The sequence below is a fragment of the uncultured Maribacter sp. genome, from assembly GCF_947500985.1.
In the GTDB taxonomy this organism is placed as follows: Bacteria; Bacteroidota; Bacteroidia; order Flavobacteriales; family Flavobacteriaceae; genus Maribacter.
This window is the reverse complement of sequence record NZ_CANMTX010000001.1, coordinates 165,775-190,832: the sequence shown is the minus strand read 5'-3', so window position 1 is coordinate 190,832 and position 25,058 is coordinate 165,775. Positions and strand designations below refer to the sequence as shown.

Here is a 25,058-nt window from a genome sequence, read left to right as displayed (position 1 = left end):
ATATCTATCTATTTGACTTGTGTTCATTGCTTTTTAAGATGCTTTTGCAAAACCTTTTCTAACTTGGGATCCCCAACCAGATTTTATTTTGAATAATTTTTTATAGTTACCCCTAACTGCAGCATACACTACAATTGGGTGAAAAATGAATGGTTCAAGAATTGCCAGCCCCATGAGTATTAAAATATCTTTTGTTTTTCTGTATTGATTATATGAATACACATCCCAAAGAATGGCATAGAATGAAATCATGATAGAAAACAGAAATATCGCCAACGTAATCATGAAAAAGAATTCCCAATTTAGAATTCCTAAATAGGCAAACAGTAAAATGGTAAAAAAGCCAAAAAACTCTAATAACGGAGAAAGCCATTCATAGAAAAACCAATACGGATAACTTAACAAACCAAGTCTGCCATATTTTGAATTAAACAACATGTCTTTATGCTTAAACAAGGTCTCTAAATTACCACGTGCCCAACGGTCCCTTTGGTTTACTAGAATGTTAAGATCTTCAGGTACTTCGGTCCAACACAAAGGATCAGGTATATATTCTATGGTATATGGTTCTTTTCTATCATGCATATAACGACGCATTTTAAAAACAATCTCCATGTCTTCACCAACAGTGTCGGTATCATACCCCCCTACCGCAAGTGCAATTTCACGTTCAAAAAAACCAAAAGCACCAGAAATAATAAGAAGACTATCAATTCTACCCCAAGCCATTCTACCTAAAATGAAGGAACGGGTATATTCTAAAAGTTGAAATCTGGCCAACCAATTCGTAGGTAATCTAATTTCTTCAAGCTGACCACCTTGTATAATACAAGAGTTTGCTACACGAATTACCCCGCCAACCGCAATTACCCTTTTCTTAGAACGTTGAAAAAATGATTTGACTACGTGTAATAAAGCATCTGGTTGTAATAAGCAATCGACATCTATACAACCTACATATTTACTGGTAGACAATGAAACACCCGCGTTTAAAGCATCAGACTTACCACCATTCATTTTATCAACTACGGTCAGCTTTTCAAATGCCCTATTTTTAGATTTATAGATACCGCGAACTGGTTTGGATTTCCAGTCGGGATCCATCTCAACAGTTATTTTTTCGAGGTCGTAAGAATCTATTAATTTTTGTAAAGTATCATCTTTACTACCATCGTTCACTACCATTACATCATAATTGACATATTGAAGGGATAATAACGAACGAATATTTTCTACAATGGTTAACCCTTCATTATAAGCGGGTGCAATTATAGTGATTGTTGGCGCCAAAGGTGAAGCCATTATTTTGGTGATATCTGTAAAACTGTTCTTATTTCTATAATGTAGAGAGTTCTTTGTAGAGAAATACGCCATTAATGAAAACAGTACAAACAGAATTAAGGTAAAAACAAAGAATACAAAATTGATGTATTCCAATACCACACCAAATAGTTCACTATCCATCTTTCTTTTTATATAAGGAGTTGGACATGGAACATAACTGATCAAATAAAGTAGAACCATTTTCGTTCGAAACTGGTCGTTTATATTTTGTAGTATTTTTTGATTCTAACTCTGTATCACCATTTAAAATGGACTCTTTGTCTGTTGTATTATTAGGTTTATCATCAACTATCAATAATTGCGACTTTATATATTCTAAGGCCTCATTAGCTTTTTTGACAAGTTTTTTTGATTCAGATTGAATAACGTTCTCTAACAGATGAATTTCTTTCTCGTCACCAACCAATTTAATTTCCTCGATCAGCATAAGTTTTGTCTCATAATCGGCTAAATTGTAAATATCTGTAAACACACTATCTGAAAGGTCATTGTCATCTGAAAACAACTCATTTGGTCTTGGAGATTGATAAGAGAATTTCTGAATTAATTCATTTGCTCTTTCGATAACTACTTCAGAACTATTTTTCTCGATAATTTGATATAAAAGTATCAATTCGCGACAGTCGCCAAGCTCAGAAATATTTTCTAACATTACCATGGCATCAAGATCTTCTTGAGGCATAAAATTTGCAGCGAAAGAAACATTATCGTTTTCAAAAGAGATAACCGGTTCAGCCGAATCAGCTGTATTAATAACCACTTCATGCTGCTCTTCGTTTTCTGAATTTAAAGTAGACCAATCAAAAACATGAGCCATTTTCTTTGAAGTATTATCTAGAGGGTTAACAGAAATTTCTTCTGGTACTTCTCCTAATAATTCATCGTCTAATTCAAACAATGGTTTAAAATCGTCATCATTATAAGATGTAGTTACTTCTTCAATAACATCTTCTTCTACCACAAATGGCAGAAAATTAAAAGTAAGCTCTTCTTCTAATTCTAGGTCGTGTTCATTGTCGACTACAGTCTCAGTTTCTTTTGATCTTTCCTCAAACACTACTTCTTCTTTAATATGAGGTAAAAAACTTAAATCGATATCATCTAAAGAGTAGACCTTCTTTACATCATTTTGCTGTAATTCTGCCTCAAATTCAGTGCTGTCTTCATTCATTACCCTTTCAGTTTCTTTATCTGTTATGTCTTCTTCAAAAGAACGAGGTATTTTGGTAATTTCTTCAGTGCCTATAACTTCAATATTTATCTCAGTAGAAACATCTTCAATGCCATCATGTAATACTATATCTTCATGATTGTCAATTATTGAAAGTTCTTCTTCTTGCATTGCATCTTCCAATTCAACATCATAAAAATCTGCTGAAGAAATATTTTTGGTAGGCAAAACTCTTTCAGGATCAATTTTGTTGAGTGTTCCTATTACTTTACTTTTTATATTAAAATTACGTTCTGTCAATTGCAGATTTTCTAAAAAAGAGGCTTCTGCCTTTGTACCCAGTTCACCAATGGCATCTAAAATTGCTATTTTAATATCATTACTAGCCTTGGAATACACCAGTTTTAATGTGATTAAAGCATTCACAAAATGAAAATCTATAATACATTCAATAGCTTCTGCCTGTATATCTCTGTTCTTATGCTTTAAAAGCGTTATGATAGATTGTTCAGCACCGTTCTGACTATAATATTTGATCAAACGTAAAGAAAACAATACCACATGGGTATTGGTAGAAGTTAACCAAAGTGAGAATTGAGGCGGAGTATAATTAGGTTTATGTCTAAGTACATCTAATAACTTCAATTGTTGCCATTCAGCAATCTTAAACTTGGTATTATCAAGAAAATATTTAATACCCTCTTCTCTAAGGTTTACCACTGCAATTTCTGCCTGTTTACGAATGGTACTTTGCCTATGGTTTATGAATTTTATAATTAATCCGTATGACTCATCAACTTCCATCGTTGTCAATTCTACTATCCCTCTAGAAACAACTTGCCATTTTCTGCTCCCTAATTTTTCATAAGCGTCTTGATGAAGTCCTAAATCTGTATAAAGGGCTATTAAAACAGTTTGTGACTGTCCCGATAAATCTTTTCGTAGATCCAACAAAACTTCTGTTAAAACCTCTCTATCGAAATTATGTTTTATTAATTCTCTAATCTGAACTTTTAGATTTAGATAATTCATTTTTTCCTCCTTAGTATTTGAATCCTCATAGAAAAGAAATTCATTGATCATGGGGGAAAATTCGACCTTCTTATCTTTAGTTCGACCGTTGGTAGATGTAATTCTATTTCTGATTATAAATACACCAATAAAATAAACTACAGACAATACAAAAAACAGTATGGTCAGCCACCAGAGATATTCTAAATTAAATTCTGGTGCGGTTATTATCGATATTTTTATTTGACTAGGGGGAATCAACAAATTTTATCTTATTTACTTATCTATTTCTCGTGCTATTCTTACCAATAATTCTGTTGGACTTACTGGTTTCGTAATAAAATCATTTGCGCCTAATTCAAAAGCGGTTAGAACGTTTTGTTCATTACCTGCCGATGATATAATAATTATAGGTGTGTTTGATTTAAGTTCATTTCGCACATAATCTATAAGCTCAATACCAGAAAAATAAGGCATCATAATATCGCTCACGATAATGTCGGGCATTGTATTTTCTAAATACTCTTTAACTTCTTTTCCGTTTACGGAATGATGTACTGTATAACCACCTTTTTTCAGCCTAAAGTTTAATAAAGAAGCTAATAGTTGGTCGTCATCTGCTAATAGTACATTTTTTCCCATATTATTTTTTATTCATTTTATCAAGTTCAATATTCAAATTCTCTTCTAATAATGGATAATCGTTCAAGAAAATTTCATAAAGTTCTTTTACTTTTTCAGGTTGATTTGTTTTACAACTATTTTCTATCTCCACAATTAACTTTCGCATACCATCAGCTTTTATCATAGCAAAACCAGCCTTTAGTTTATGCGCAGATAAAGCTATTTCTTTTAAATTCTCGGTCTTTAGATGAACTTTTACATTGCCAATGAACTCAATTGCGTTTAATTTGAACAACTTTAGTAATTCATTTAGCATATCGATTTCTCCGAAACAATCTTTCAACAGATTATTTAAATTTACAACCGTGGTTTCTTTTAGTTCTATCATTGGCTTTTGAAGTATTGATGCAAAATCTGTATGCTCTGAGTTTAGTTTTTTATGCTTTACAATGGTTGACATTAAATCGTCTAAAGTGTATGGTTTCAATAGAAAATCATTAATTCCTATTTCTTGACATTCTTTGCTATCCTGCTCTGTGAAATCTGCACTAAAGGCAATAATTGGAACTGAATTTACTTTTGAATTTTTATGATCTCGTATGGCTTTAGACACTTCAAATCCGTTTTGATTAGGCATTTTTAAATCCATCAGAATTAGATCAATTTTTCTAGAAGACAACAAGTACAAGCCTTTATCTAAATCAACATCAACATGAACTTCACAGCCCCATTTTGTCAATTGTTCAACAATTAGGTGTTGGTTCATTATATTATCTTCAAATACCAATATCTCGGTACCAGCTAATAAACCGCTATTTTTCTTTTTTGTATTCTGCTTTGAAGATTTACGCGGTGCCGTAGTAGCGTTACCTATCGCATAAGGCATTCTAAACATAACAGTTGTTCCACAATCTATAGTGCTATCAATTTCTATTTCACCGTTGAGCTTATCAATAATTTCTTTTGTAATGGTCAACCCAAGTCCTGTACCTCCATATTTTTTAGAAGTATCATCTTCTGCTTGTGTGTAACCCTTGAATATGGTCTTAATTTTTTCTTTAGAGATACCAATACCGGTATCGGCAACAGAAAACTCTATAAGGCATTCATTATTAACTTGTTCTTTGGTAAAAACCTCTAATTTTATAAAGCCTTGATGTACAAATTTTACCGAATTACCTAAAAGGTTAAGAAGTATTTGAGATAGTTTAGATGGATCCCCCTTGATAATTTTAGGTACATTTTCATCGATATCAATCAACAATTCTATCTTGCGATCCAAAATTAATGTCTCACATAAGAACATAACATCTTTAAGTAAACTATGTAGATTAAAATCTACAGTCTCAAAATTATTATTACCAGAAGATAATTTAGAATATTCTAAAACTTCATTAATCAATTTTAAAAGCGTATTTGAAGCAAATTGTATGGCATCTACTTTTTTATGTTGCCCACGAGTTAGCTTTTCTTCTTTTAAAAGATTTGCATATCCAATTATACTATTCAATGGAGTTCTAATTTCATGACTAACATGAGTTATAAACTGCTTTTCTGAAATCTCTTGATTTTCTGTAGCACAAACCTCTTTTTTCTTAGAAAAAATTAGATCCGATTTAGGTGTATAAATATGTCTTTCTAAACTAGATCGAAAAATATCAAAAGAGCTTTTTAACTCTTTAGCTTCTGCCGCATTTAATTCTTCAAAAGAGAATTCGCTAACTGTTCTTTCTAGTTGAGATAATTGACCAAGTAAATTCTTAGTTTTTGAAATTGACATAAATAGGTATTCTTTAGTTTATGGGGGTTTTGTTAATAATTATCTAAAAATGCATCAATACAGTTGCGAGAACAATAAAATGTTCTCTAAGAGTGGTTATTTGTTGTGAATACACTTAAATTGTAGGTCTAAACTTACTACATGAAGCAGTTCATCTATTTATTATGTGTTATATCCGTAATCTCTTGTGGAGAAAAAAATGAGAAAATTGAAGAAACTACCTTAGAAAAAGCACATCGAATTCATAATGATGTTATTACTATTGATACACATAATGACATCAATGTCAAAAACTTTGTAGATAGTGTAAATTACAGTCAGAGGTTAGATAACCAAGTTAATTTACCGAAGATGAAAGAAGGTGGTTTAGACGTTACTTGGCTCATCGTTTATACAGGACAAGATACGTTGACAGATGAAGGTTATGCCAAGGCAAAAGAGAACGCCATGTCAAAATTTGAAGCAATCCATAAATTGTGCGAAGATATTGCTCCTGAAGAGATAGAATTAGCGTTAACATCTGCAGATGTACAACGAATTGTTGGGGCTGGAAAAAAAGCTGCAATGATCGGTGTTGAAAACGCCTACCCTATTGGAACAGATTTAACGCAGTTTAAAACCTACCATGATTTAGGTGCCCGTTATATCTCATTGGCTCATAATGGACATAGTCAATTTTCAGATTCCAATACCGGTGAAGCTGATGATGTATGGTTGCACAACGGATTAAGTGATTTGGGCAAGGAAGCTGTAGTAGAAATGAATAAGCTAGGTATCATGATAGATGTTTCTCACCCTTCAAAAGAAGCAATGAAACAAATGATAGCATTATCTAAAGCACCAATAATAGCATCTCATTCATCTGCTAGGGCATTATGTGACCATAGTCGAAACTTAGATGACGAGCAATTAATGATGATGAAAGAAAATGGCGGTGTAGTACAAACCGTTGCGTTTAGCTCTTACTTAAATACTGAAAAACATGATGCTAGAGCTGCCTACATGAAATCAATTTATGAAAAAGTAGCTGATTCTTTAGATATTACTTGGTATGAGCGCTCTCAGTTCTCAAGCCTATCTGATACTGATAAAGAAGCCTTTATGGAAAACTATCCGAAGGTTTTAAAAATAGGAAAGGAATTAGTTGTCAACAAGTCTGACGCTCCAGAGGCTGTAAATGTTTCCGATTTCGTAGACCATATAGACTATATGGTAAAGCTAATAGGTATCGACTACGTTGGTATTAGCTCTGACTTCGATGGTGGTGGCGGTATTGATGGGTGGAACGATGCTTCTGAAACCTTCAATGTAACCCTAGAACTTGTAGAACGTGGCTATTCTGAAGAAGATATCGCAAAATTATGGGGAGGTAACCTTATGCGAGTGCTTGATCAAGTACAAGAAATTGCTAAAGAAATGGGTGAGAGTTAATGATCCTCACCCATTGCCGCTAGGCGATCTTTTACAAATTCTATTTTAGTTTTACCGTGTGCTGCAGGTTTTCCGTTTTCACCAAGGTTTACCATTATGATGTTATCTACAGTAACAATCGTCTCGTGGTTCATTTTATTACGAACCTCGCAGTTTAGGGTTAATGATGTTTTACCAAACTTAACTACTTCAATACCAATTTCAATAACATCGCCTTTAACGGCAGCGCTCATGAAATTAATTTCTGACATATACTTGGTAACCACTTTACCATTTTCTAACTGAATTATGGCGTAAAGTGCTGCTTCTTCATCTATCCAAGCTAATAATCGACCTCCAAACAACGTTCCGTTAGAATTCAAATCACCAGGCTTTACTAATTTTCTAGTATGAAATCTCATAGTCTCTTTTTTTTGAAAATTTACTTTGCAAAGTTATGTTTAAAAATTCTCAACAGCACAATTTTTCAATTATAAGCCGGGCGATTTACCAATTGTAACAATTGCAGATTTAATAACTTACATATTAACAATTGTCTCTAGATAGAATTATGATACCCTTATTTTTTACACCTATTTTTTGCCTTGAATGACTTTGTTCATAACAGGTTAAAAACTTATTTAAGCCGTTAAGCAGGTATTTTATCTAATACGTATCTTTAAGTAAAATCAAAATTTGATGGACAGGACACAGAAACTACAATCAATAAGACCAACAATTGCCTCTGCCAAAATTATGCCCAACATGAGCGAAGACGAACGATTTCAGAATGAAACGTTACGACCCATACTTAAACTTCAAAATGATTTACTTCTAGCTTCATTTCAGAATTATATCAAAAAAATGAAGAATAGTTTTTATGAATTAAAGATTGAAAAACGTATAGATTACATCGCGAAATCAATTCAAAAAGATATTAAATTCAGAAACTCCCTTAAGGGAATGATCATAGGTCAATTTACAGTTGAAGAATATGATATTTATATCAAAAACTCTTCTGCACTAAATAAAAGAATGATGAATATGGTCGTAAAAAGAATTCAAGATCAAATTCAGTACTTTGATAAATACGAATTAGTCAAGTAAAGATTCGCCATTTAAATTAGTGGTTAGAATAGAACTCATTAAATTGAAATAAGGTCGTATTGCTACAAAACTGTCGTTTACCTTATTAGCAAAATCATCTGATAAAACTTCTTCGTCGGTAAAGTTCTTTACGAAAATAAATTGCTTTTTGCGGATATATTCAATGTTAGGGTCTTCCTTATCAAATCCTTTAGGGGAAGTTTTTAATTCATCACCAACTAAAGGTCCCCAAATAGCCTTAAATTTTTTATCCTCAATAATAGATGTCAACTCGGTAGTGTCTATCTCCCACTCTTTTCTAATACGTAATAAGTCATTTTTTTCAGGGTTCCAGAATCCTGTTGCAATAAAGCTATTGCCAGGTTCTACCTGTAGGTAATATCCACCTCTGCGATGTTTACCTGCCCTAGAGAAAGAGGCTGATAAATTACTTTTATAAGGAGTTTTATTTTTAGAAAAACGGACATCCCTGTAAATTCTAAAAACTTTCAACTTTTCAATTTCATCATGTGTCTTTAGTTTTTCAAGTACATGATTAAAAAAGCTTTTAACTTTAGTTTCCTCAGCTTTAAATTCAGATTTATGTTCTGTAAACCACTCCCGATTATTGTTTTTCTTTAACTTATTTAAAAATTGTAAAGTGCTCTTTGTAATCTTCGTTTCTAACATTCGACTTAACTGTTGTTATTTTAAGCTAAAGTTAACCATTAGATGAGAAGTACTTTTACTTATTTGGTTAATTTTGATGAACTAATGAAAACCCATGGACCATCGATCTATAATCGAAAAGATTAATACCCACAAAAAACAGCCGAATTTAAGATTTCGCTTAAAAAGGAATACGGAGAAATTTACCGATCTTCTTTTTTATATGTTGTTCGATATTGAAACACCAGTAGCAGAAAGTTTAGATAAACTTGAAAAGCAATTTGACGAACTTGTAGATTTGGCTTGTTGGGAAAGCGATAAACCTTGTAAAAAAGTTTGGGAGAATTATATAGAGAAACTTCCTTTAGTTCTTGAGAGCTTAAATCTTGATGCTGAAGCAACGGTAAATTGTGATCCCGCCTCATTATCTATTGAAGAGGTCTATATGGCTTACCCTGGCTTTTATGCCATTTCAGTATATAGATTAGCCCACGAGTTATACAAAACAGGTTTTCCGTTAGTACCAAGATTAATGACTGAGTATGCACACCGACAAACAGGTGTCGATATTAATCCTGGAGCACAAATAGGGAAATCATTCCATATAGACCATGGTACCGGAGTTGTAATTGGGGAAACAGCTATTATAAAGAATGAAGTCAAAATATACCAAGGCGTAACCTTAGGTGGACTTTTTGTTGCTAAAAATTTACAGCAAACCAAACGTCACCCAACCATAGATAATAACGTAACTATTTACGCAAATGCTACTATTTTAGGTGGTGATACCATCATCGGTGCTAATAGCATAATTGGCGGTAACGCTTGGATTACGTCATCTGTACCACCACATTCAACAGTTTTTCATACACCAGAAATAAAAATAAAAACATTACCCCATGTCTAATACCTTATTATCGCTTATTGGCAATACTCCGCTAGTAAAATCAAGAGTACTGAATACCAACCCTAATGTTTCTGTCTATTTTAAAATGGAAGGTCTCAACCCAGGTGGTAGTGTAAAAGATCGTGCAGCTTATAATATGATTAAAACAGGCTATGATAATGGCGATTTTACCGTTAATGACAAATTAATAGAAGCTACTAGTGGAAATACTGGTATTGCTCTAGCTATGATTGCTGGAGTTTATGGTCTTGATATTGAATTGGTAATGCCAGAGAATGCTACAAAAGAGCGTGTACAGACCATGAGAGCGTACGGAGCCAAAGTAACCTTAACCTCTTCAGATGTTGGTATTGAAGGTGCTCGAGATTATGCAGAGAGTAAAGTTGTTAACGAAGGTTATATCATGATGAACCAATTTGGAAATGATAATAACTGGAAAGCTCACTACAAAACCACAGGTCCTGAAATATGGAAAGATACCGATGGTAAAGTCACACACTTTGTTTCTTCAATGGGTACAACAGGTACTATAATGGGTACATCTACCTATTTAAAAGAACAAAATAAGGATATACAAATCGTTGGTGTACAGCCAAGCGACAATGCTAGCATACCAGGTATAAGAAAATGGCCTCAAGAATATTTACCTAAAATTTTTAATCCAAAAAAAGTAGACCGCATTATGGAAGTCAATGAATTGGAAGCCAAAACTATGGCTAGAAGATTGGCAAAAGAAGAAGGAATATTCTCAGGTATGAGCAGTGGCGGTGCAGCAACAGTAGCCTTACGTTTAGCTCAAGAATTAGATTATGGTGTAATTGTTTCTATAGTTTGTGACCGTGGAGATCGCTACTTATCGTCAGATTTATTTGAACTGTAACATTTTTCAAAATAGAATATAAAAAAAGAGCCGTCTACACGGCTCTTTTTTGTTTGATTTTAACTAATAAAAATCTATATCTAAAAATAGGGTTTTACAACCATTTTTTCTTTTTAAAATAAAACATCATTCCTATAAAAAGAATAATCATAACAGCCCAAACCACGTAATATCCGTACTTATAATGAAGCTCGGGAATGTTTTCAAAATTCATACCATAGACACCGGCAATGAACGTTAGCGGAATAAAAATAGACGCCATTATGGTCAGAACCTTCATAACTTCGTTCATTTTATTACTCATATTACTCATATACATTTCCATTAAGCTCATAGACATTTCACGGTAAATCTGTAAACTCTCATTTATTTCGATGGTATGATCCAATACATCGCGTAAGAATAACTTTGTATCTTTTGTAATAAGTTGATTTTCTGTATCAATTAATCTACTAATCAATTCTTTAACCGGAAATACCCACCGCCTAATTTTTAATACCTCTTTTTTTAACTGCTGTATATTTTTAGCAACTATCGGCTCAGGGTTTTGATATACTTCTTCTTCTAAATTTTCAATTCTATTATTAAGGTTTTCTATCGCTAAAAAGTAATTATCGACAATAGCATCGAGTAAGGCAAAAAATAAGTAATCAGCTCCCCTAGTTCTTATACGACCAAGTTTACTAGTAATTCGATCTCTTAATCCGTCAAAAACATCGGCTTTAACTTCTTGAAAAACTAGAACCGTATTTTCATGTAGAACAAGTGCTATATGTTCACCTATAATTTCATCTTCATTAGAAATGTATAGCATTCGAAAGATTCCGAAAATGTAATCGTCGTATTCATCTATTTTGGGGCGCTGTTCAGTATTAACAATATCTTCAAGCACTAAAGGATTCAAATTAAAGTGCTTACCTATTCTTTCTATAAATGGTTCATCTGTAATACCAACAACATTTATCCATGAAATTTTATCGGTTCGCTCTTCTTTAAAAAACTGATCTAAGCTTGCAAATTCATTAGTTTCAAAGCCATCAGCATTATAAGTAGTGCTATATATCAAACTGTCACTTAGCTCCTTATCCCCCATGTAACTAATAGTTCCCGGTGCTTTACCTAGCTTATTATGCTGGCGAGACTTTTTCTTTTTACGTTTAGGGAAGTTGAGCTTCTTATTTACAGCCATGAACAATTTTTTTATAAATATATTAAAACTATAAACTACTTAATAAAGTCAAGTTTGTTTAAAATTAAACCTGAACCAGGCGCTATGGAATTTAGTTTATGGTCAGAACCCGTAACTAAAGAACCCTTAATTTCTTCTATGCTAAGTTCGTTTTTACCGAGTTGTACTAAAGCTCCCATTATCATTCGAATTTGATATCTCATAAATCCCTTTCCTTTAATTTTTAAAATATAACTATGCTCTGGAAAAAAATTGGCGGTTAAAATATCATTAGCTACAATGCTACATCCTTCAATTTCTCGAACTGCAATCGTGGTAGGTTTTAAAGATGCTGTATAAACACTAAAATCATGCGTACCTACAAACAGTGAAGCAGCCTGTTTCATTAATTCCAAATCTAGTTCATCTATATAATTGGTTATAAAAGGTGCACTAAATGGGTGATTCTTGCATCCAAAGGAAAAAAAGTAATTATACTCCTTCGTTTTACTATCCTTTATAATATTAAAATCTTGACCAATAGGTTCAATTGAAAGTAACCGAATATCTGAAGGTAGATTTTTATTGAAATCTTTTAAGAAAATAGCTAAGTCTAATAATGGTTCTTCAACAAAAAGTTCAAATGCTCCATCTAATGAAGAAACCTTAGCGTCAGTTCTACCTGCACCCAAAATTTTAAAGGGACTATCGGGGTATAAAAAGGTAAAAGTTTTATTGAGCATACCTACAATAGTACGCAGCTTAGGTTGCACTTGCCAACCATTAAATCTAAAGCCCAAATACTGCAGACGAACCAAATAACAAAAACGCTGTTTCTTCATAATGTAAATGTAATTACATTATAATCATTACTAAACACCTCGTTTAAATTCTCTTCATCTACTTCTAATTACATTCCTTATTTTACGTGGTAATTACATTATACATTCCTACAATATTTTTATAGGTAAAATATTGTTAATGTTCATAAAAAATAGTAATATTAAAGTATGGTTAACTTAAAACCAAGGACTTGAACAACGAAGTTAACCATTCATCGAATTGTTTTAAGTAATACAATAGCTTCCCCGTAATTGCAACGAAACTAAGGTTCTCTAGAACCAATGAAAACTAAATTTTATGAATTCTATCAAAGGACTATTAACTTGGAAACGAACTTTAATTGTTTCTATTGTTGTGCTATTTTTACTGAACATCTTTAGTTTTTACGGGTTATACACCAATAAGTTTTATTTTTTCAAAGTAGAAAACTACATCTTTCCTATTTTATCAATTATCCACTTAGTATTTTTATATGTACTGTGGTTTAAAATAAGTGAGAACGAATTGAGTGACCCACCAATGCGGACCTTAGAATATGTTCTTTATGCTATATCATTGGTATATATATATAAAATGGTAGAGACTATTATAGTATTGTCTAGCTATTCTGATTTTGAAAATCATCTTATACCGAGTACATTTTTACCTCTCGGATATGTAATGATAGTCTTATATGCCGTGTTATTACTAGTAACATTATTAGCCGTCGTGTATAGAAAAGAAATGGTAGGCACTTACATATTTGACGACATGAACCAACATGTAGATCATTGGAATAACTAAAAATCAATAACATACATAGACCTCGATAAGAAATTATCGAGGTTTTTTTTTGCCCGTTAGTTTTTGGCACCCCAATGCTTACATGTCTATAAACAAGAATAATTGTTTAATGTTCATGTAATTATCAGAATATTATGCGACCTATTATGAAGCAAAATCACCCTGTACAAGCTGTTTTTCTTTAAATGTGATTTTTCTGTGATACTTTTTTTATTAATTCGTAATCCACTATGAAACGTATATTAATTATTGAGGATGATCCTGAAATCATTAAACTATTAGAGCTTCATCTTTCAGATGTCAGTTATGAAACTACTATGGCAATGGAAGGCAATGAAGGACTACGACTAGCCTTAGAGAATAATTATGAGTTAATTTTACTAGACTTGACACTACCCGGCTTAGATGGAGTTGAGATCTGTAGAAACCTACGTGCTACTAAAAATACACCTGTAATTATGTTAACCGCTAAATCTGAAGAGATAGATCGCGTCTTAGGCTTAGAGATAGGTGCAGATGATTACATGACAAAGCCCTTTAGCATTAGAGAACTTTTGGCTAGAATTAAAGCGGTACTTCGTAGATCTAATAAAATTGAAGAGAAGCAAGAAGACACTTCAATTATACTGGCAGAAGGTCTTAAAATTGATATTGATAAACGTAAAGTAGTTCTAGGGGATTATAAAATAGAGCTGTCACCAAAAGAATTTGAACTTTTAGTATTGATGGCATCTAATCCTGGTAGAAACTATACCAGAACTGAGCTATTGAATATTATATGGGGATACAATTTTGAGGGCTACGAACACACTGTAAATTCTCATATCAACAGATTACGAGCCAAAATAGAATCTGATATGGCAAACCCAAATTACATATTGACAACTTGGGGCGTTGGTTATAAATTTAATGAAGAGATAATGGCATGATAGATAACGGTAAAACCCTTACTCCGAAATTAGTAAAGAAACTATGGGTAGCTTTCATATTTCTAATTGTACTGATGGGAGCCTCATATATTTTTATTACAGGCTACTTAACTTTGAATTATAACCAAGCTATTACCCAACGTATAAATGCGAATGTGGCAAATCATGTAATTCAAGAAAAGTTTCAAAATGCCGCGCCGTTTTTAGAAGATGGTACTGTTAACAAAGCTCTTTTTGGAGATCTTATGCATGATATGATGGCGGTAAATCGTGGTATCGAGGTCTATCTTCTAGACAAATCTGGTGACATTCTATATTCTGTAGTTTTAGAACACAATGACAATGAGCCTATGAAATCGGTATCTCTAGAACCAATTCATAAATTCATAGAATCAAACGGAGAAGATTTTATTTTAGGTGATGACCCACTGAATCCTGAATCGCAAAACATCTTTTCTGCTGCACCATTTTCTGTTGAGGGTCATGAAGGCTTTATTTATATTATAGTAGCAGGTAAAGAATTAGCATTAATAAGCGATAGCCTTTTCGGGACATATTTTATCAAACTAAGTATCGGTGCTATAATACTGACCATGCTTTTTTCTGCATTGATCGGAATACTAAGTATTTGGTTCTTGACTAAAAATCTTAGATTAATTACCCAGACAGTACGCAAATTTCAAGAAGGTGATTTAGGTATTAGAATAGAGAATCCTGAACAATCAGATATTGAAGTGGTTGCCTTGTCTTTTAATGAAATGGCAGATACCATTGTAGATAACATGGATAAAATGAAATCTGTAGATAATCTACGTAGAGAATTAATTGCAAATGTTTCTCACGATTTACGTACGCCATTGGCTGTTTTAAAAGGGTATATTGAAACACTACAGATTAAGAAAGACTCGCTTACAGAGCTTCAAAAAGAAGAATATTTGCAAATTACCCATAATAACATAGACAAGCTCTCAAGTCTAATAAACCAGCTATTTGAATATTCAAAATTAGAGGCAGAACAAGTAACCCCTATCAAAGAGCCATTTTCAATTACAGAACTATCTCATGATTTAATCGCTAAATTCAAACTTTTGGCTGAGCAGAAACAAATACAGTTACAATTAGAGAACCCTGAAGAAAACTGTATGGTTTATGCAGATATAGGTTTGGTAGAAAGAGCATTACAGAATTTAATAGAAAACGCTATTAAGTATACAGAACCTAATGGCAAGGTTACGTTAAGCCTAGTAAAGATGGGCAAACAAATTGAAATTAATATTACTGATACCGGTGACGGAATACCTCTAAAAGATCAACCATTTATATTTGACAGATATAAACAAGTAGATAAAAATACTAAGAAAAGAGGCTTAGGTCTTGGTTTGGCAATCGTCAAAAAAATAATGGATTTACATGATACCACCATCGTCGTTTTAAGCAAACCCTATGAAGGAAGTTCTTTCATATTTAAACTGCCTGCTTATCAATTACAATAATTTTAATATTGCTATGAAAAAGAGAAAGCCCTATCCAAAATTGGATAGGGCTTTTTTTATAATATAGTTATGTTATATAAAACTATCTAAAACAACATTCTTAATTAGAAACGCTGGTTTGTGTAATAGTATACACGCCATCTAATACTGCTAATTCAAAAACTGGTATTCTATCATTTGCAGGTGCATTGTTTGCAACAAATGTATAAGGTCCATCATAAGTACCACCATTTTCATCAAGGAAACTGAAAGTTACTGTTTCTGAAGTTGAACCATCAAAGTCAAAAGCAATCAATTCTATAGTATAGGTTCCATTTTCTAATGGAGAAAAATCTAATTTATTTATGAATAGCTCTTCAGAACCATTAGTGCCAGTAAGCGTAGATGCTTGAGATACTCCTGCTGAATTATAAACCCTTAAATCAAATAAATCATCTTGAGTTGTCCAAGTACTTGTAATTTGTAATCCTTCGCTAATTTCGTTAGTTGTAATTGCTATAGAACTATTAGACCCAATAACAACATCATCGTTTTCTACTGCATCAATAGAAACTGAAACCGTATTCTCTCCTGAATTAGTAATACGACTATCATTTGCATCAATAGTTATTGACCTTGTTGTTTGACCTGCTGGGATAATCAACTCGCCATCACCACTTAAACCATATCTGTCATTTGAAGTTTCGCCGCTATAATACACTACAATATCTTCATTCAAAGCTTTACTTAATACGAAGAATAGAGTATAAAATGAACTCTCATCAATAGTGATAGACGAAGATTCAAAACCTATTATTGCTTCACCATCTGTAATATCTATCTGTAATATACTACTGTCCGCACTAGGTGTAATAGTATTAGATAATTCTGCTAAACTGATTACAATATTCTCTATACCGCTTTCAAACAAACCATCAGATATAATAGTAAGTTCTGTTGTTCCAGTAAGTTCACCAGCAGCAACGGTAATTGAGCTTGAACTGACAGAGTAATCTGAATCTAATGCTGCAGAACCTGCAAAATTTAATTTAATTGTTACATCTTCTTCTTGTGCGGTTTCAATTGCAGCAGAGATAACAATAGTTTGTGCATCAGATTCTGTTGTCATCGATGCACTTGATGCAAGAGAAACTTGAGATAAATCGATTGCCGTTGGCACTTCAACTATTTTCTCTACTTCTACTTCCGTTTCTACAATTCTTTCTACTTCTACTTCTTCCGTTTTAGTACACGAAAATAACAAAGCAGCAACTGATAAATACATCAGGGGTTTTCTCATAATGTTCATAATAATCAATGATTATATATAATGTTTGAGTTAAAGGTATGTTAATACATTTATAAGCGAAAACGATAATAAAAATTGCTTGCTAGAATAATCTTACAAAACATGATTAACTACCTGGAAATCAAAATATAACAAATCTTTAAATATTTACATTTAAAACAATAAAAAAAGCCCTTTCCATAATGAAAGGGCTTTTTTACTAAATATCTTTTAAAAAACTACTATAGAGGTCTTTAAATTCAAACCCATCAGTAAATCGCTGTTTATTCAATTTTTTGTAGGAAACAAGTCCCCAGAGTAAGAGCTCTTTTAAGAAATAAACATCCTTAACATCATAATCTGGTTGATGGTCTTTTAATAACTGATTTAAAGCTGGTATGCTATCTAAAGCACGTTTATATTCTTCATCGGTAAAATCGTCCATTAGCTCAATTCCTTCTCCTTGAAAGAACCAATGTAACAATTCGTCATAAACGGTTTCTTCATCTTTACGTTCTAGTTTATTGATTTTTGGAAAATATTCTGGGAATAAAGATTTCACGGCATCATCTATTAATATAGCTGCTACGCCGTCTGCCCCCTCCTGCTCTCCTTCGTATACCAATTCTATCTTACCTGTAATTGCAGGAATGATTCCTAAGAAATCACTTAAGCGGACCATAGTATGATCTCCGCCATTTAACAATGACCTAAGCTCAGCTGTACTTAATAAGTTTTCAAAAGCAGTAATACTGGTACGAGCACTTACACCACTTTTAGCATCTACATACTCACTTTTACGAGCTTCGAAAATGATTTGTTCAAGCAAGTCTTTTGCTAAATCTGGCACATATACAGCATCTGTTTGGCGTGAATCTAACTTCGCTTCTTGTTCTGTAATTTTTCTAGCAATTTCAATATCATCTGGGTAATGCGTTAAAATCTGCGAACCAATTCTATCTTTCAGCGGAGTAACGATACTACCTCTATTAGTATAATCTTCTGGGTTTGCTGTAAATACGAACTGAATATCCAAAGGCAACCTCAATTTGAATCCGCGAATTTGAATATCTCCTTCTTCCAATATATTGAATAAAGATACTTGTATACGTGCCTGTAAATCTGGTAGTTCGTTAATTACAAAAATACAACGGTTGGCACGAGGTATCATTCCGAAATGAATCACTCTGTCATCTGCATATGATAATTTCAGATTTGCTGCTTTAATGGGGTCTACATCTCCAATTAAATCTGCCACGGTAACATCGGGCGTAGCCAATTTTTCAGCAAAACGTTCATCTTTATGCATCCAAGTAACAGGAGTATCATCGCCTTTTTCTTTGATGAGCTCCATGGCATATCTAGACATCGGTTTCATAGGATCGTCATTAATTTCAGAACCTTCTACAACGGGTATGTATTCATCTAACAGATTTACCATTAAATGCGCCAAACGTGTTTTTGCCTGACCACGAAGTCCCAATAAATTAATATTGTGGCGAGAAAGAATAGCACGCTCCAATTCAGGAATTACAGTATCTTCATAACCCCATACTCCAGGAAAAGCATCTTCACCTTTTTTAATTTTCTCGATAAGATTGTCTCTTAACTCATCTTTTACACTTTTGGTTTCGTATCCGGCAGCTTTTAAATCCCCTAGTGTATGTATTTTTTTATAATCTAATTTCATAAAATTTTCTTAGTCTTATTTCAATCTTTTTTTTCTATTTGCTTCGTAATCTTCAAAAATCATTTCTCCTAAACCTTTTAATCCGGTAAAGAATGCCTTGCCTTTATTAGCCTCAGTAAAATAGCGGATAAATTGCATTAAGTAAGGATCTTGAGCAATCATAAATGTTGTAATCGGTATATGAAGTTTACGAGCCTGTCTCGCCATATTATAGCATTTCTCCACAATAAAATCATCCAAACCAACACTATTCTTATAATATGTACCGTCTGGCATGCGAAGACAACTTGGCTTACCATCGGTGATCATAAATATCTGCTTATTGGTATTACGTTTTCTACGGAGCATATCCATCGCCAATTGCAGACCAGCAACTGTATTGGTATGATACGGACCAACTTTTAAATACGGTAAATCTTTAATAGGTATAGGCCAGGCATCATTACCAAATACTAAAATATCTAAAGTATCTTTTGGATATCTAGTAGTAATTAGTTCCGCCAATGCCATAGCTACTTTTTTAGCAGGAGTAATACGATCCTCACCATATAAAATCATACTATGGCTAATATCGATCATAAGTATCGTACTCATCTGTGCTTTATGCTGCGTATCTTCAACAACAAGGTCATCTTCACTCAATTGAAAACTACCCATACCATGATTAATCTGAGCATTTTTAATACTCTCTGTCATAGATATGTTTTCTAGACCATCGCCATAACGGTATTCTCTTAAGTCGCCCGTATGCTCATCTCCTTGTCCAGATTTACCTGTTTTATGATTACCTGCACCACTTCTTTTAAGTTTACCAAAAATTTGGTCTAATGCACGCTGACGAATTATACGTTCCATCTTTGCGGTAATGGAGATATCTCCACCACCAGAACCTTCTTCCCCATCTTGTGCGTCGCCACCGCCATCTTTAAACTCTTCGCGTATGTATCCCTTAGCCTTTAAATCCTCAATAAAGTCTTCAATGGTATAGTCTTCAGTAGTAAGTTCATACTCCTTGTCTAATTCTCGTAACCAATCAATAGCTTCGTCAAAATCTCCAGAAGTGTGTGTAATAAGCTCTTGGAAAATATCGAACAGCCTATCAAAAACTGATTGTTCGGGTGCTTCATAAGTTTCAAAGCGGAACCCCTTTCTTATATTCATAGCCATAGTATAAAATTAACACTTTTACGTTGGATGCCCACGCCTTTTGGGAAATGTTAACGTTGTTGTTTAATCTTTTGGTTGTTGGTTATTGGTTGTCCGTTGTCCGTTGCTCGTTGTTGGTTGATGGTTGTTCGTTTTGTGCTGAGCGCAAGACGCAATTTCTTATATGCTTGGCGCATGGCTTGCAGCGTTGTGCGCAAGGCGTTTTCAAGTTCGTCTTTGCGAGGAGCTTTTTAGCTACGAAGCAATCTGTTTGTTTCGTGTTCCAAAGCCACAGATTGCTTCGCTGTGCTCGCAATGACGTTTAATTAAAGTAACTTCGGCTACGCTCAGTCACCGGTATTCAGCAATACTATTTACAAACAACGAATAATAAGTACCATCAACCGACAACTGACAACTGACAACGAACAACCAATAACTAAACATTATTAACAAAGAACAAACAACTATCAAACAGCTCAAAAGCTTTTTATCCACTGCACCTATGTGGAAAGGTATTCAGTTTGGCGTGGCGCAATTTGAATTTCCTGAGGTGGACTTGAATGAGATTACTCCGATAGCTATTCCAGAGAAATTGCGGTTGGGGCATCAGATGGAATATGTATGTAAGCAACTTTTAGATGCCAGTGATGAATATGAAGTGTTATTGCATAATTTGCCTATTCGTGAAGGGAAACAGACGATTGGAGAAATAGATTTTATACTTAAAGAGGCAGCCACACAACAATTGATACATGTAGAACTTACCTATAAATTCTACTTGATTGATACCGCAATTGAGAACACAATTCATCAATTAGTTGGACCAAATAGAAGTGATGCTTTTTATAAAAAACTACAGAAAATAAAAAACAATCAATTCTCTTTAATACATACCAATATTGGACGTTCTGTACTTTTAGAGAAAGAAATAGATACTACAAATATTAAACAACAGGTTTGTTTTAAAGCACAACTATTTAAACCTTATAAAGCAGATAATTTACAACTAGACCCATTTAATGCAAATTGTATTGTTGGTTATTGGCTGCGGCTAAAAGATTTTAAGGAAACTAAATTTTCTTCATTTCAATTCTATATACCTACTAAAAGTGAATGGGTTCTAGAACCTTACATTAATGTAACATGGTCGAGCCATACCGAAATATTACCAGCACTACAAGAGCTTTTAGACCATAAGAGTTCACTGATGGTATGGGTGCAAAAAAACAAAACAACATATGAAAAGTTTTTTGTGGTGTGGTGGTGAGTTTAAATTTCTGAATATGATTATCTATAACAGCTGTTAATAACTGTTGATAGGTCTGTTTTTAAATTGATGGCAATAAGATTACTTTTATAGATGATATATGTGTAATTGTGTGCATATACAATTGTTGGGCATAATATAAACGACATTACAAAACGAGAAACAAACTGAAATAAATTAATGGGAATATTTGACAAATTGTTCGGGAAAAAGGATTCTAAAACTGAACAAAAAGATAGTAGAAAAGAAGAAAAGGTTCAGTTAAACGAAGGAGATAAATTTGTTGCTGTAGACAATAATTCTGGATATAAAATAATCAGAAATTTAACTACTGAACAAAAGGATAGTATTGAAAAATCAACTATTCTTTTACGTGCTAGTCAACTTTATATGCACTATTGGACTGACAATTTAGTTTGTACTGACCCAAATGACCAAGGTTGGCAAAATAAAGTTATGTTCTTTTGGAAAGCAGAGGAGCCATTTCCTAAAAAATCCTTACCACCTGAATTTGAAACTTATAAAATTAAGCACTTTCTATTTGAGGAAGATACCTCAAAAATTTCATTACAAGTTGGACAAGCAATGCCTTGGTTTGGAATGCCTGGTCTTGGAGAAAAACACGTATGTGAAATAGACTCAAAAAAAATGACAATTCCGGAGCTGAACAAGCTTGGAATTGTTGAGTATTTTGAACAAATAGAACTGACGAATAGTAATTTAAGTGTTTTAACAAATAAGGATGAATATTTTTTCCTAATTGACGAAAGAATAACACCTTTTCAAAACGGAAGCTTTAATTTAAAAGGTAAACCGATTCCGATTAGTGTCGCTTATGAAATTGGTGGAATACATCTAATAAAGAAAACAAAATTGGAATAAAAAATACTATGCCCAACAATGGCTATAATTAATACGGGTTTTGTTGCTTAACCCAAAGTTTAGGTATATTTACGAAGTCCGCCAAATCTTTTGATTTGGCTTTACAACAATAAAGATAAAACAAAATAAAAAGTTTTGGCTAAGTGCTTAATCGGAAATTCAGTGATTTAAATCCCCGTACTAACCATAGCCGAGACGTTAGGCACAATTATGGTAACACCGAAGAAAGTTTGAATTAATAGAATTATTTATGGACGAACAGAAAATTAATGCGCTGGTAAATATTGGACAATCTAAAGTCGTTGAAAAAGCATATGATGATTTATTAAGTGAGCCGAGTAAAAAAGCTGGAACTGCTTTGGGAACAATTGTCAACATTGGAAACACCTTATTGTGGCCTATAAAATGGGCAAACGAAAGGACAAGATTATATTTCGAAAACAATTTAAAAAAATATGAATCCAAATTAGATGAAATTCCTGACGAACAAATAACAGAAGTTCCAACTGAGATTTCTATGCCAATTTTAGAACGGTTCACCTACGTTTCAAACGAAGAATTGAGCAATGCTTTTGTAAAACTTCTTGCAAGTGCATCCTCAACAGAAAATATCAATAAAGCACATCCAGGGTTTATTCAAATCATAGACAGATTATCACCCGACGAGGCGATAATACTAAAGTACTTAGCAAGCTTAAAAAACTTGCAAGGAGTCCCATTATTATCCATTAAACACCATAATGACCCTAACGCAAGTTCGCAGTATGTTTTTATTTTCAAAAATGAAACAGGCTTAGAATCTAAACTAGATTTGAAATTTTCTGAAAACATCAAAATATACTTTGATAATCTCGAATCCTTAGGACTAATACAGGAAAGAAACTATTATTATACGGACTTAGAACCAGAGTTTGATAAAATCATCGAAGAACAAAAAGGGTTATTAGAAAATGTCTTTTCTAAATATACTGAGCAAAATGAACTGAAAAGAGCTCGAAAAGAATCAAAAGGTATGTATGAAAAAACCGAGTTCGGAGAGCTGTTTATAAGTGCATGTATCGAAAAATAACTGTGCCTAACACAACCTGTAAACAATACGGGCCTCGGGCTTGAACGCAAAGGTTTACGTATTTTTATGAAGTCCGCGAAATCTTTGGGATTTCGCTTTGATACAAAAAAAGAAAAATAAAAACCAAAAGATTTCGCTATGTGCGTGGCGGAAAGCAAACGCTAGTTTGCTCCCGTACTGTTCATAGCCAAACCGATATAAACAATTTAGAATCTCCTTATTGAAATCAAAAATCATAGCATTTATTATAAATAAAGGTCTAATAATCGGCGGATTATTTATGTTGATTATTGCGGTCATTGTTCTGAATAATGGAGTCGTTAAAAAAAGAATAACTGAGCAGAATAAAATTGTAACTGTTAAAGTGCTTGAAACACCAAAAGATTGTGATAACCTTGGACAGAGAGGTGGATACTATAAGTTGACATATAATGGACAGGTTTTCGTAAAAAAAGGAAATCGGCTAATTTGCGAAACGATGATTGGAAAAAGTAATGTGGACGTATTGACCAATGAAAACGAGGACAAAATTGTATTCTTAAATGAATATGAAGAGTCGAATGATTTTTGGAGCGGTATTATACTCGGAATCATAGGAATAGTAATCGCATATAAAGGCTGGAAAAAATAAAAACTGTTTACAACAAAGAACTAAATCAAAAGCAAACATAGTCTTCGCAAATCTAAAAGAATTCTATTCTAGACACATAACCTATAAACTCTTTTAAGACTAAAAAACCAAGCCCTAAATTCTTTAGGGCTTGGTTTTCTTTTGATATCAATACCCTTTCTACTCTACCGTATAGATTACCGTATTTTTCTGAGTAACCCTAAAATAGCCATGTGCGTAATTATCTGGATTTGTTGTGTTAATACAATTACCTTTTATTGCTACAGGCGTAGACTCAAAAAGACCGACACCACCAAGTTGATCGATTACAATATCAATATAATTGTAATAGGGTCTAGAAATACTGTGCATATTTATGGTTACCACATCACCTGGAGCTAATGGTTTTATTTCTCCCTCTTCATCATCATCTTCATTTATCTCGAACCACCAATCTACCTCGTTACCGTTTATAAATTCATCATCACCTGATTCTAGTATTGGTAAAAGATCTTGTGGTCTTTCATACTTAAAAAAGTAATTATCCCCTTCCGCCTCAAAATCGTTAAATACAATATGCAATTCAATGGTTTCATCATCAAAACCATCTTCTGTATCTTGAAATACATCTATAATATCTGCCACCGGATTCATGGTGTCATTTGCAGTATATGTTTGTCCGTCATAAATAATTTCTAATGTATAACTAGCTTCTAATTGCGGATTGAATGTAGTGGTTGTATAGGTTCCATCATTTTGATCCGTAAAGAGATAAACTTCTCCATTAACATCATTGGTTACCGATACCTGCGCCCCAACTACATCGGTACTTTGGGTATCGAAAAATGGTGTAGATGTACGCAACGTTATACTTTGCTCATTACCAGCAGTACCTTTTTCCCAATCTAGAGAAGCTTCTACCACTAAGCGTATGGTATCGGTCTGTACATCAACATCGATAACATCTTCACAACTTACTATGCATATAGCAAATACCACTAGAAATAGTTTTATATAGTTTTTCAT

At 33.2% G+C, this 25,058-nt stretch carries 23 protein-coding genes; 11 read left to right on the top strand and 12 right to left on the bottom strand.

Annotated elements, in window-relative coordinates; all coding sequences use genetic code 11:
- Nucleotides 1–33: 33 nt before the first annotated feature.
- From Q0871_RS00830 to Q0871_RS00815, 4 genes are read right to left on the bottom strand one after another with little or no spacing between them, the layout of a single operon-like run.
- A complete protein-coding gene (locus Q0871_RS00830) occupies nt 34–1,464 on the bottom strand; it encodes a glycosyltransferase (protein WP_299317066.1) in 1,431 nt (476 codons plus the stop codon).
- Nucleotides 1,457–3,790, bottom strand: a complete 2,334-nt coding sequence (locus tag Q0871_RS00825) for a hypothetical protein (protein WP_299317065.1) — start codon at nt 3,788–3,790, stop codon at nt 1,457–1,459. The genes Q0871_RS00830 and Q0871_RS00825 overlap by 8 nt, the downstream gene beginning before the upstream one ends.
- A 12-nt stretch (nt 3,791–3,802) precedes the next feature.
- The gene (locus Q0871_RS00820; RefSeq protein ID WP_299317064.1) at nt 3,803–4,168 is read right to left on the bottom strand and encodes a response regulator transcription factor; all 366 of its coding nucleotides are present in this window, start codon (nt 4,166–4,168) and stop codon (nt 3,803–3,805) included.
- A gap of 1 nt (nt 4,169) precedes the next feature.
- Nucleotides 4,170–5,930 (bottom strand): sensor histidine kinase, encoded by a 1,761-nt coding sequence (locus Q0871_RS00815; RefSeq protein ID WP_299317063.1) that lies wholly within the window; start codon nt 5,928–5,930, stop codon nt 4,170–4,172.
- 141 nt (nt 5,931–6,071) lie between these two features.
- On the opposite strand from Q0871_RS00815, the gene Q0871_RS00810 reads away from it, so the two are divergent.
- The gene (locus tag Q0871_RS00810; RefSeq protein WP_299317062.1) at nt 6,072–7,361 is read left to right on the top strand and encodes a dipeptidase; all 1,290 of its coding nucleotides are present in this window, start codon (nt 6,072–6,074) and stop codon (nt 7,359–7,361) included.
- Here the strand turns inward: Q0871_RS00810 and Q0871_RS00805 are convergent.
- The gene (locus Q0871_RS00805) at nt 7,358–7,762 is read right to left on the bottom strand and encodes a hotdog domain-containing protein (protein ID WP_073244157.1); all 405 of its coding nucleotides are present in this window, start codon (nt 7,760–7,762) and stop codon (nt 7,358–7,360) included. The two genes, Q0871_RS00810 and Q0871_RS00805, sit on opposite strands and share 4 nt — an antisense overlap.
- Before the next feature lie 277 nt (nt 7,763–8,039).
- Here Q0871_RS00805 and Q0871_RS00800 point away from each other — a divergent pair, with 277 nt between their 5' ends.
- A complete protein-coding gene (locus tag Q0871_RS00800; protein ID WP_073244155.1) occupies nt 8,040–8,447 on the top strand; it encodes a glyoxalase in 408 nt (135 codons plus the stop codon).
- Here the strand turns inward: Q0871_RS00800 and Q0871_RS00795 are convergent.
- A complete protein-coding gene (locus Q0871_RS00795; protein WP_299317061.1) occupies nt 8,436–9,116 on the bottom strand; it encodes a DUF2461 domain-containing protein in 681 nt (226 codons plus the stop codon). The two genes, Q0871_RS00800 and Q0871_RS00795, sit on opposite strands and share 12 nt — an antisense overlap.
- Before the next feature lie 94 nt (nt 9,117–9,210).
- Here Q0871_RS00795 and epsC point away from each other — a divergent pair, with 94 nt between their 5' ends.
- On the top strand, nt 9,211–10,002 hold the full coding sequence (epsC, locus tag Q0871_RS00790) for a serine O-acetyltransferase EpsC (RefSeq protein ID WP_299317060.1): 792 nt from the start codon (nt 9,211–9,213) through the stop codon (nt 10,000–10,002).
- Nucleotides 9,995–10,882 (top strand): cysteine synthase CysM, encoded by an 888-nt coding sequence (cysM, locus tag Q0871_RS00785; RefSeq protein WP_299317059.1) that lies wholly within the window; start codon nt 9,995–9,997, stop codon nt 10,880–10,882. Before epsC ends, cysM begins: the two co-directional genes overlap by 8 nt.
- 94 nt (nt 10,883–10,976) lie before the next feature.
- Here cysM and corA read toward each other — a convergent pair whose 3' ends face one another.
- Both corA and Q0871_RS00775 read right to left on the bottom strand, forming a co-directional pair.
- Nucleotides 10,977–12,071 carry a magnesium/cobalt transporter CorA gene (gene corA / locus Q0871_RS00780; protein ID WP_299317058.1) on the bottom strand — a complete coding sequence of 365 codons (1,095 nt, stop codon included), beginning with the start codon at nt 12,069–12,071 and terminating at the stop codon, nt 10,977–10,979.
- Nucleotides 12,072–12,106: 35 nt separating this feature from the next.
- Nucleotides 12,107–12,892 carry a tRNA pseudouridine(38-40) synthase TruA gene (locus Q0871_RS00775; RefSeq protein WP_299317057.1) on the bottom strand — a complete coding sequence of 262 codons (786 nt, stop codon included), beginning with the start codon at nt 12,890–12,892 and terminating at the stop codon, nt 12,107–12,109.
- 298 nt (nt 12,893–13,190) lie between these two features.
- On the opposite strand from Q0871_RS00775, the gene Q0871_RS00770 reads away from it, so the two are divergent.
- The 3 genes from Q0871_RS00770 to Q0871_RS00760 all read left to right on the top strand — a co-directional run bounded on the left by Q0871_RS00770 (nt 13,191) and on the right by Q0871_RS00760 (nt 16,098).
- Complete coding sequence (locus tag Q0871_RS00770; protein WP_299317056.1) at nt 13,191–13,676, top strand: hypothetical protein; 486 nt, start codon at nt 13,191–13,193, stop codon at nt 13,674–13,676.
- A gap of 230 nt (nt 13,677–13,906) precedes the next feature.
- On the top strand, nt 13,907–14,605 hold the full coding sequence (locus tag Q0871_RS00765) for a response regulator transcription factor (RefSeq protein WP_299317055.1): 699 nt from the start codon (nt 13,907–13,909) through the stop codon (nt 14,603–14,605).
- The gene (locus Q0871_RS00760; protein ID WP_299317054.1) at nt 14,602–16,098 is read left to right on the top strand and encodes a HAMP domain-containing sensor histidine kinase; all 1,497 of its coding nucleotides are present in this window, start codon (nt 14,602–14,604) and stop codon (nt 16,096–16,098) included. The genes Q0871_RS00765 and Q0871_RS00760 overlap by 4 nt, the downstream gene beginning before the upstream one ends.
- A 100-nt stretch (nt 16,099–16,198) precedes the next feature.
- Here Q0871_RS00760 and Q0871_RS00755 read toward each other — a convergent pair whose 3' ends face one another.
- The 3 genes from Q0871_RS00755 to Q0871_RS00745 all read right to left on the bottom strand — a co-directional run bounded on the left by Q0871_RS00755 (nt 16,199) and on the right by Q0871_RS00745 (nt 20,222).
- A complete protein-coding gene (locus Q0871_RS00755) occupies nt 16,199–17,377 on the bottom strand; it encodes a Calx-beta domain-containing protein (protein WP_299317053.1) in 1,179 nt (392 codons plus the stop codon).
- A 208-nt stretch (nt 17,378–17,585) separates the two neighbouring features.
- On the bottom strand, nt 17,586–19,055 hold the full coding sequence (locus tag Q0871_RS00750) for a magnesium chelatase (RefSeq protein WP_299317052.1): 1,470 nt from the start codon (nt 19,053–19,055) through the stop codon (nt 17,586–17,588).
- A 15-nt stretch (nt 19,056–19,070) separates the two neighbouring features.
- Nucleotides 19,071–20,222, bottom strand: coding sequence for a VWA domain-containing protein (locus tag Q0871_RS00745; protein WP_299317051.1), 1,152 nt, complete (start codon nt 20,220–20,222; stop codon nt 19,071–19,073).
- 484 nt (nt 20,223–20,706) lie between these two features.
- Here Q0871_RS00745 and Q0871_RS00740 point away from each other — a divergent pair, with 484 nt between their 5' ends.
- The 4 genes from Q0871_RS00740 (at nt 20,707) to Q0871_RS00725 (ending at nt 24,053) form a co-directional block, all read left to right on the top strand.
- Nucleotides 20,707–21,471, top strand: a complete 765-nt coding sequence (locus Q0871_RS00740; protein ID WP_299317050.1) for a DUF1853 family protein — start codon at nt 20,707–20,709, stop codon at nt 21,469–21,471.
- A 180-nt stretch (nt 21,472–21,651) separates the two neighbouring features.
- Nucleotides 21,652–22,353, top strand: a complete 702-nt coding sequence (locus tag Q0871_RS00735) for a glycohydrolase toxin TNT-related protein (protein ID WP_299317049.1) — start codon at nt 21,652–21,654, stop codon at nt 22,351–22,353.
- Nucleotides 22,354–22,603: 250 nt separating this feature from the next.
- Complete coding sequence (locus tag Q0871_RS00730; RefSeq protein WP_299317048.1) at nt 22,604–23,422, top strand: DUF4393 domain-containing protein; 819 nt, start codon at nt 22,604–22,606, stop codon at nt 23,420–23,422.
- Between the two features lie 220 nt (nt 23,423–23,642).
- The gene (locus tag Q0871_RS00725) at nt 23,643–24,053 is read left to right on the top strand and encodes a hypothetical protein (protein WP_299317047.1); all 411 of its coding nucleotides are present in this window, start codon (nt 23,643–23,645) and stop codon (nt 24,051–24,053) included.
- 159 nt (nt 24,054–24,212) lie between these two features.
- Here the strand turns inward: Q0871_RS00725 and Q0871_RS00720 are convergent, their stop codons facing one another.
- Nucleotides 24,213–25,058: a DUF4249 family protein gene (locus tag Q0871_RS00720; protein WP_299317046.1), complete on the bottom strand. Its 846-nt coding sequence runs from the start codon at nt 25,056–25,058 to the stop codon at nt 24,213–24,215.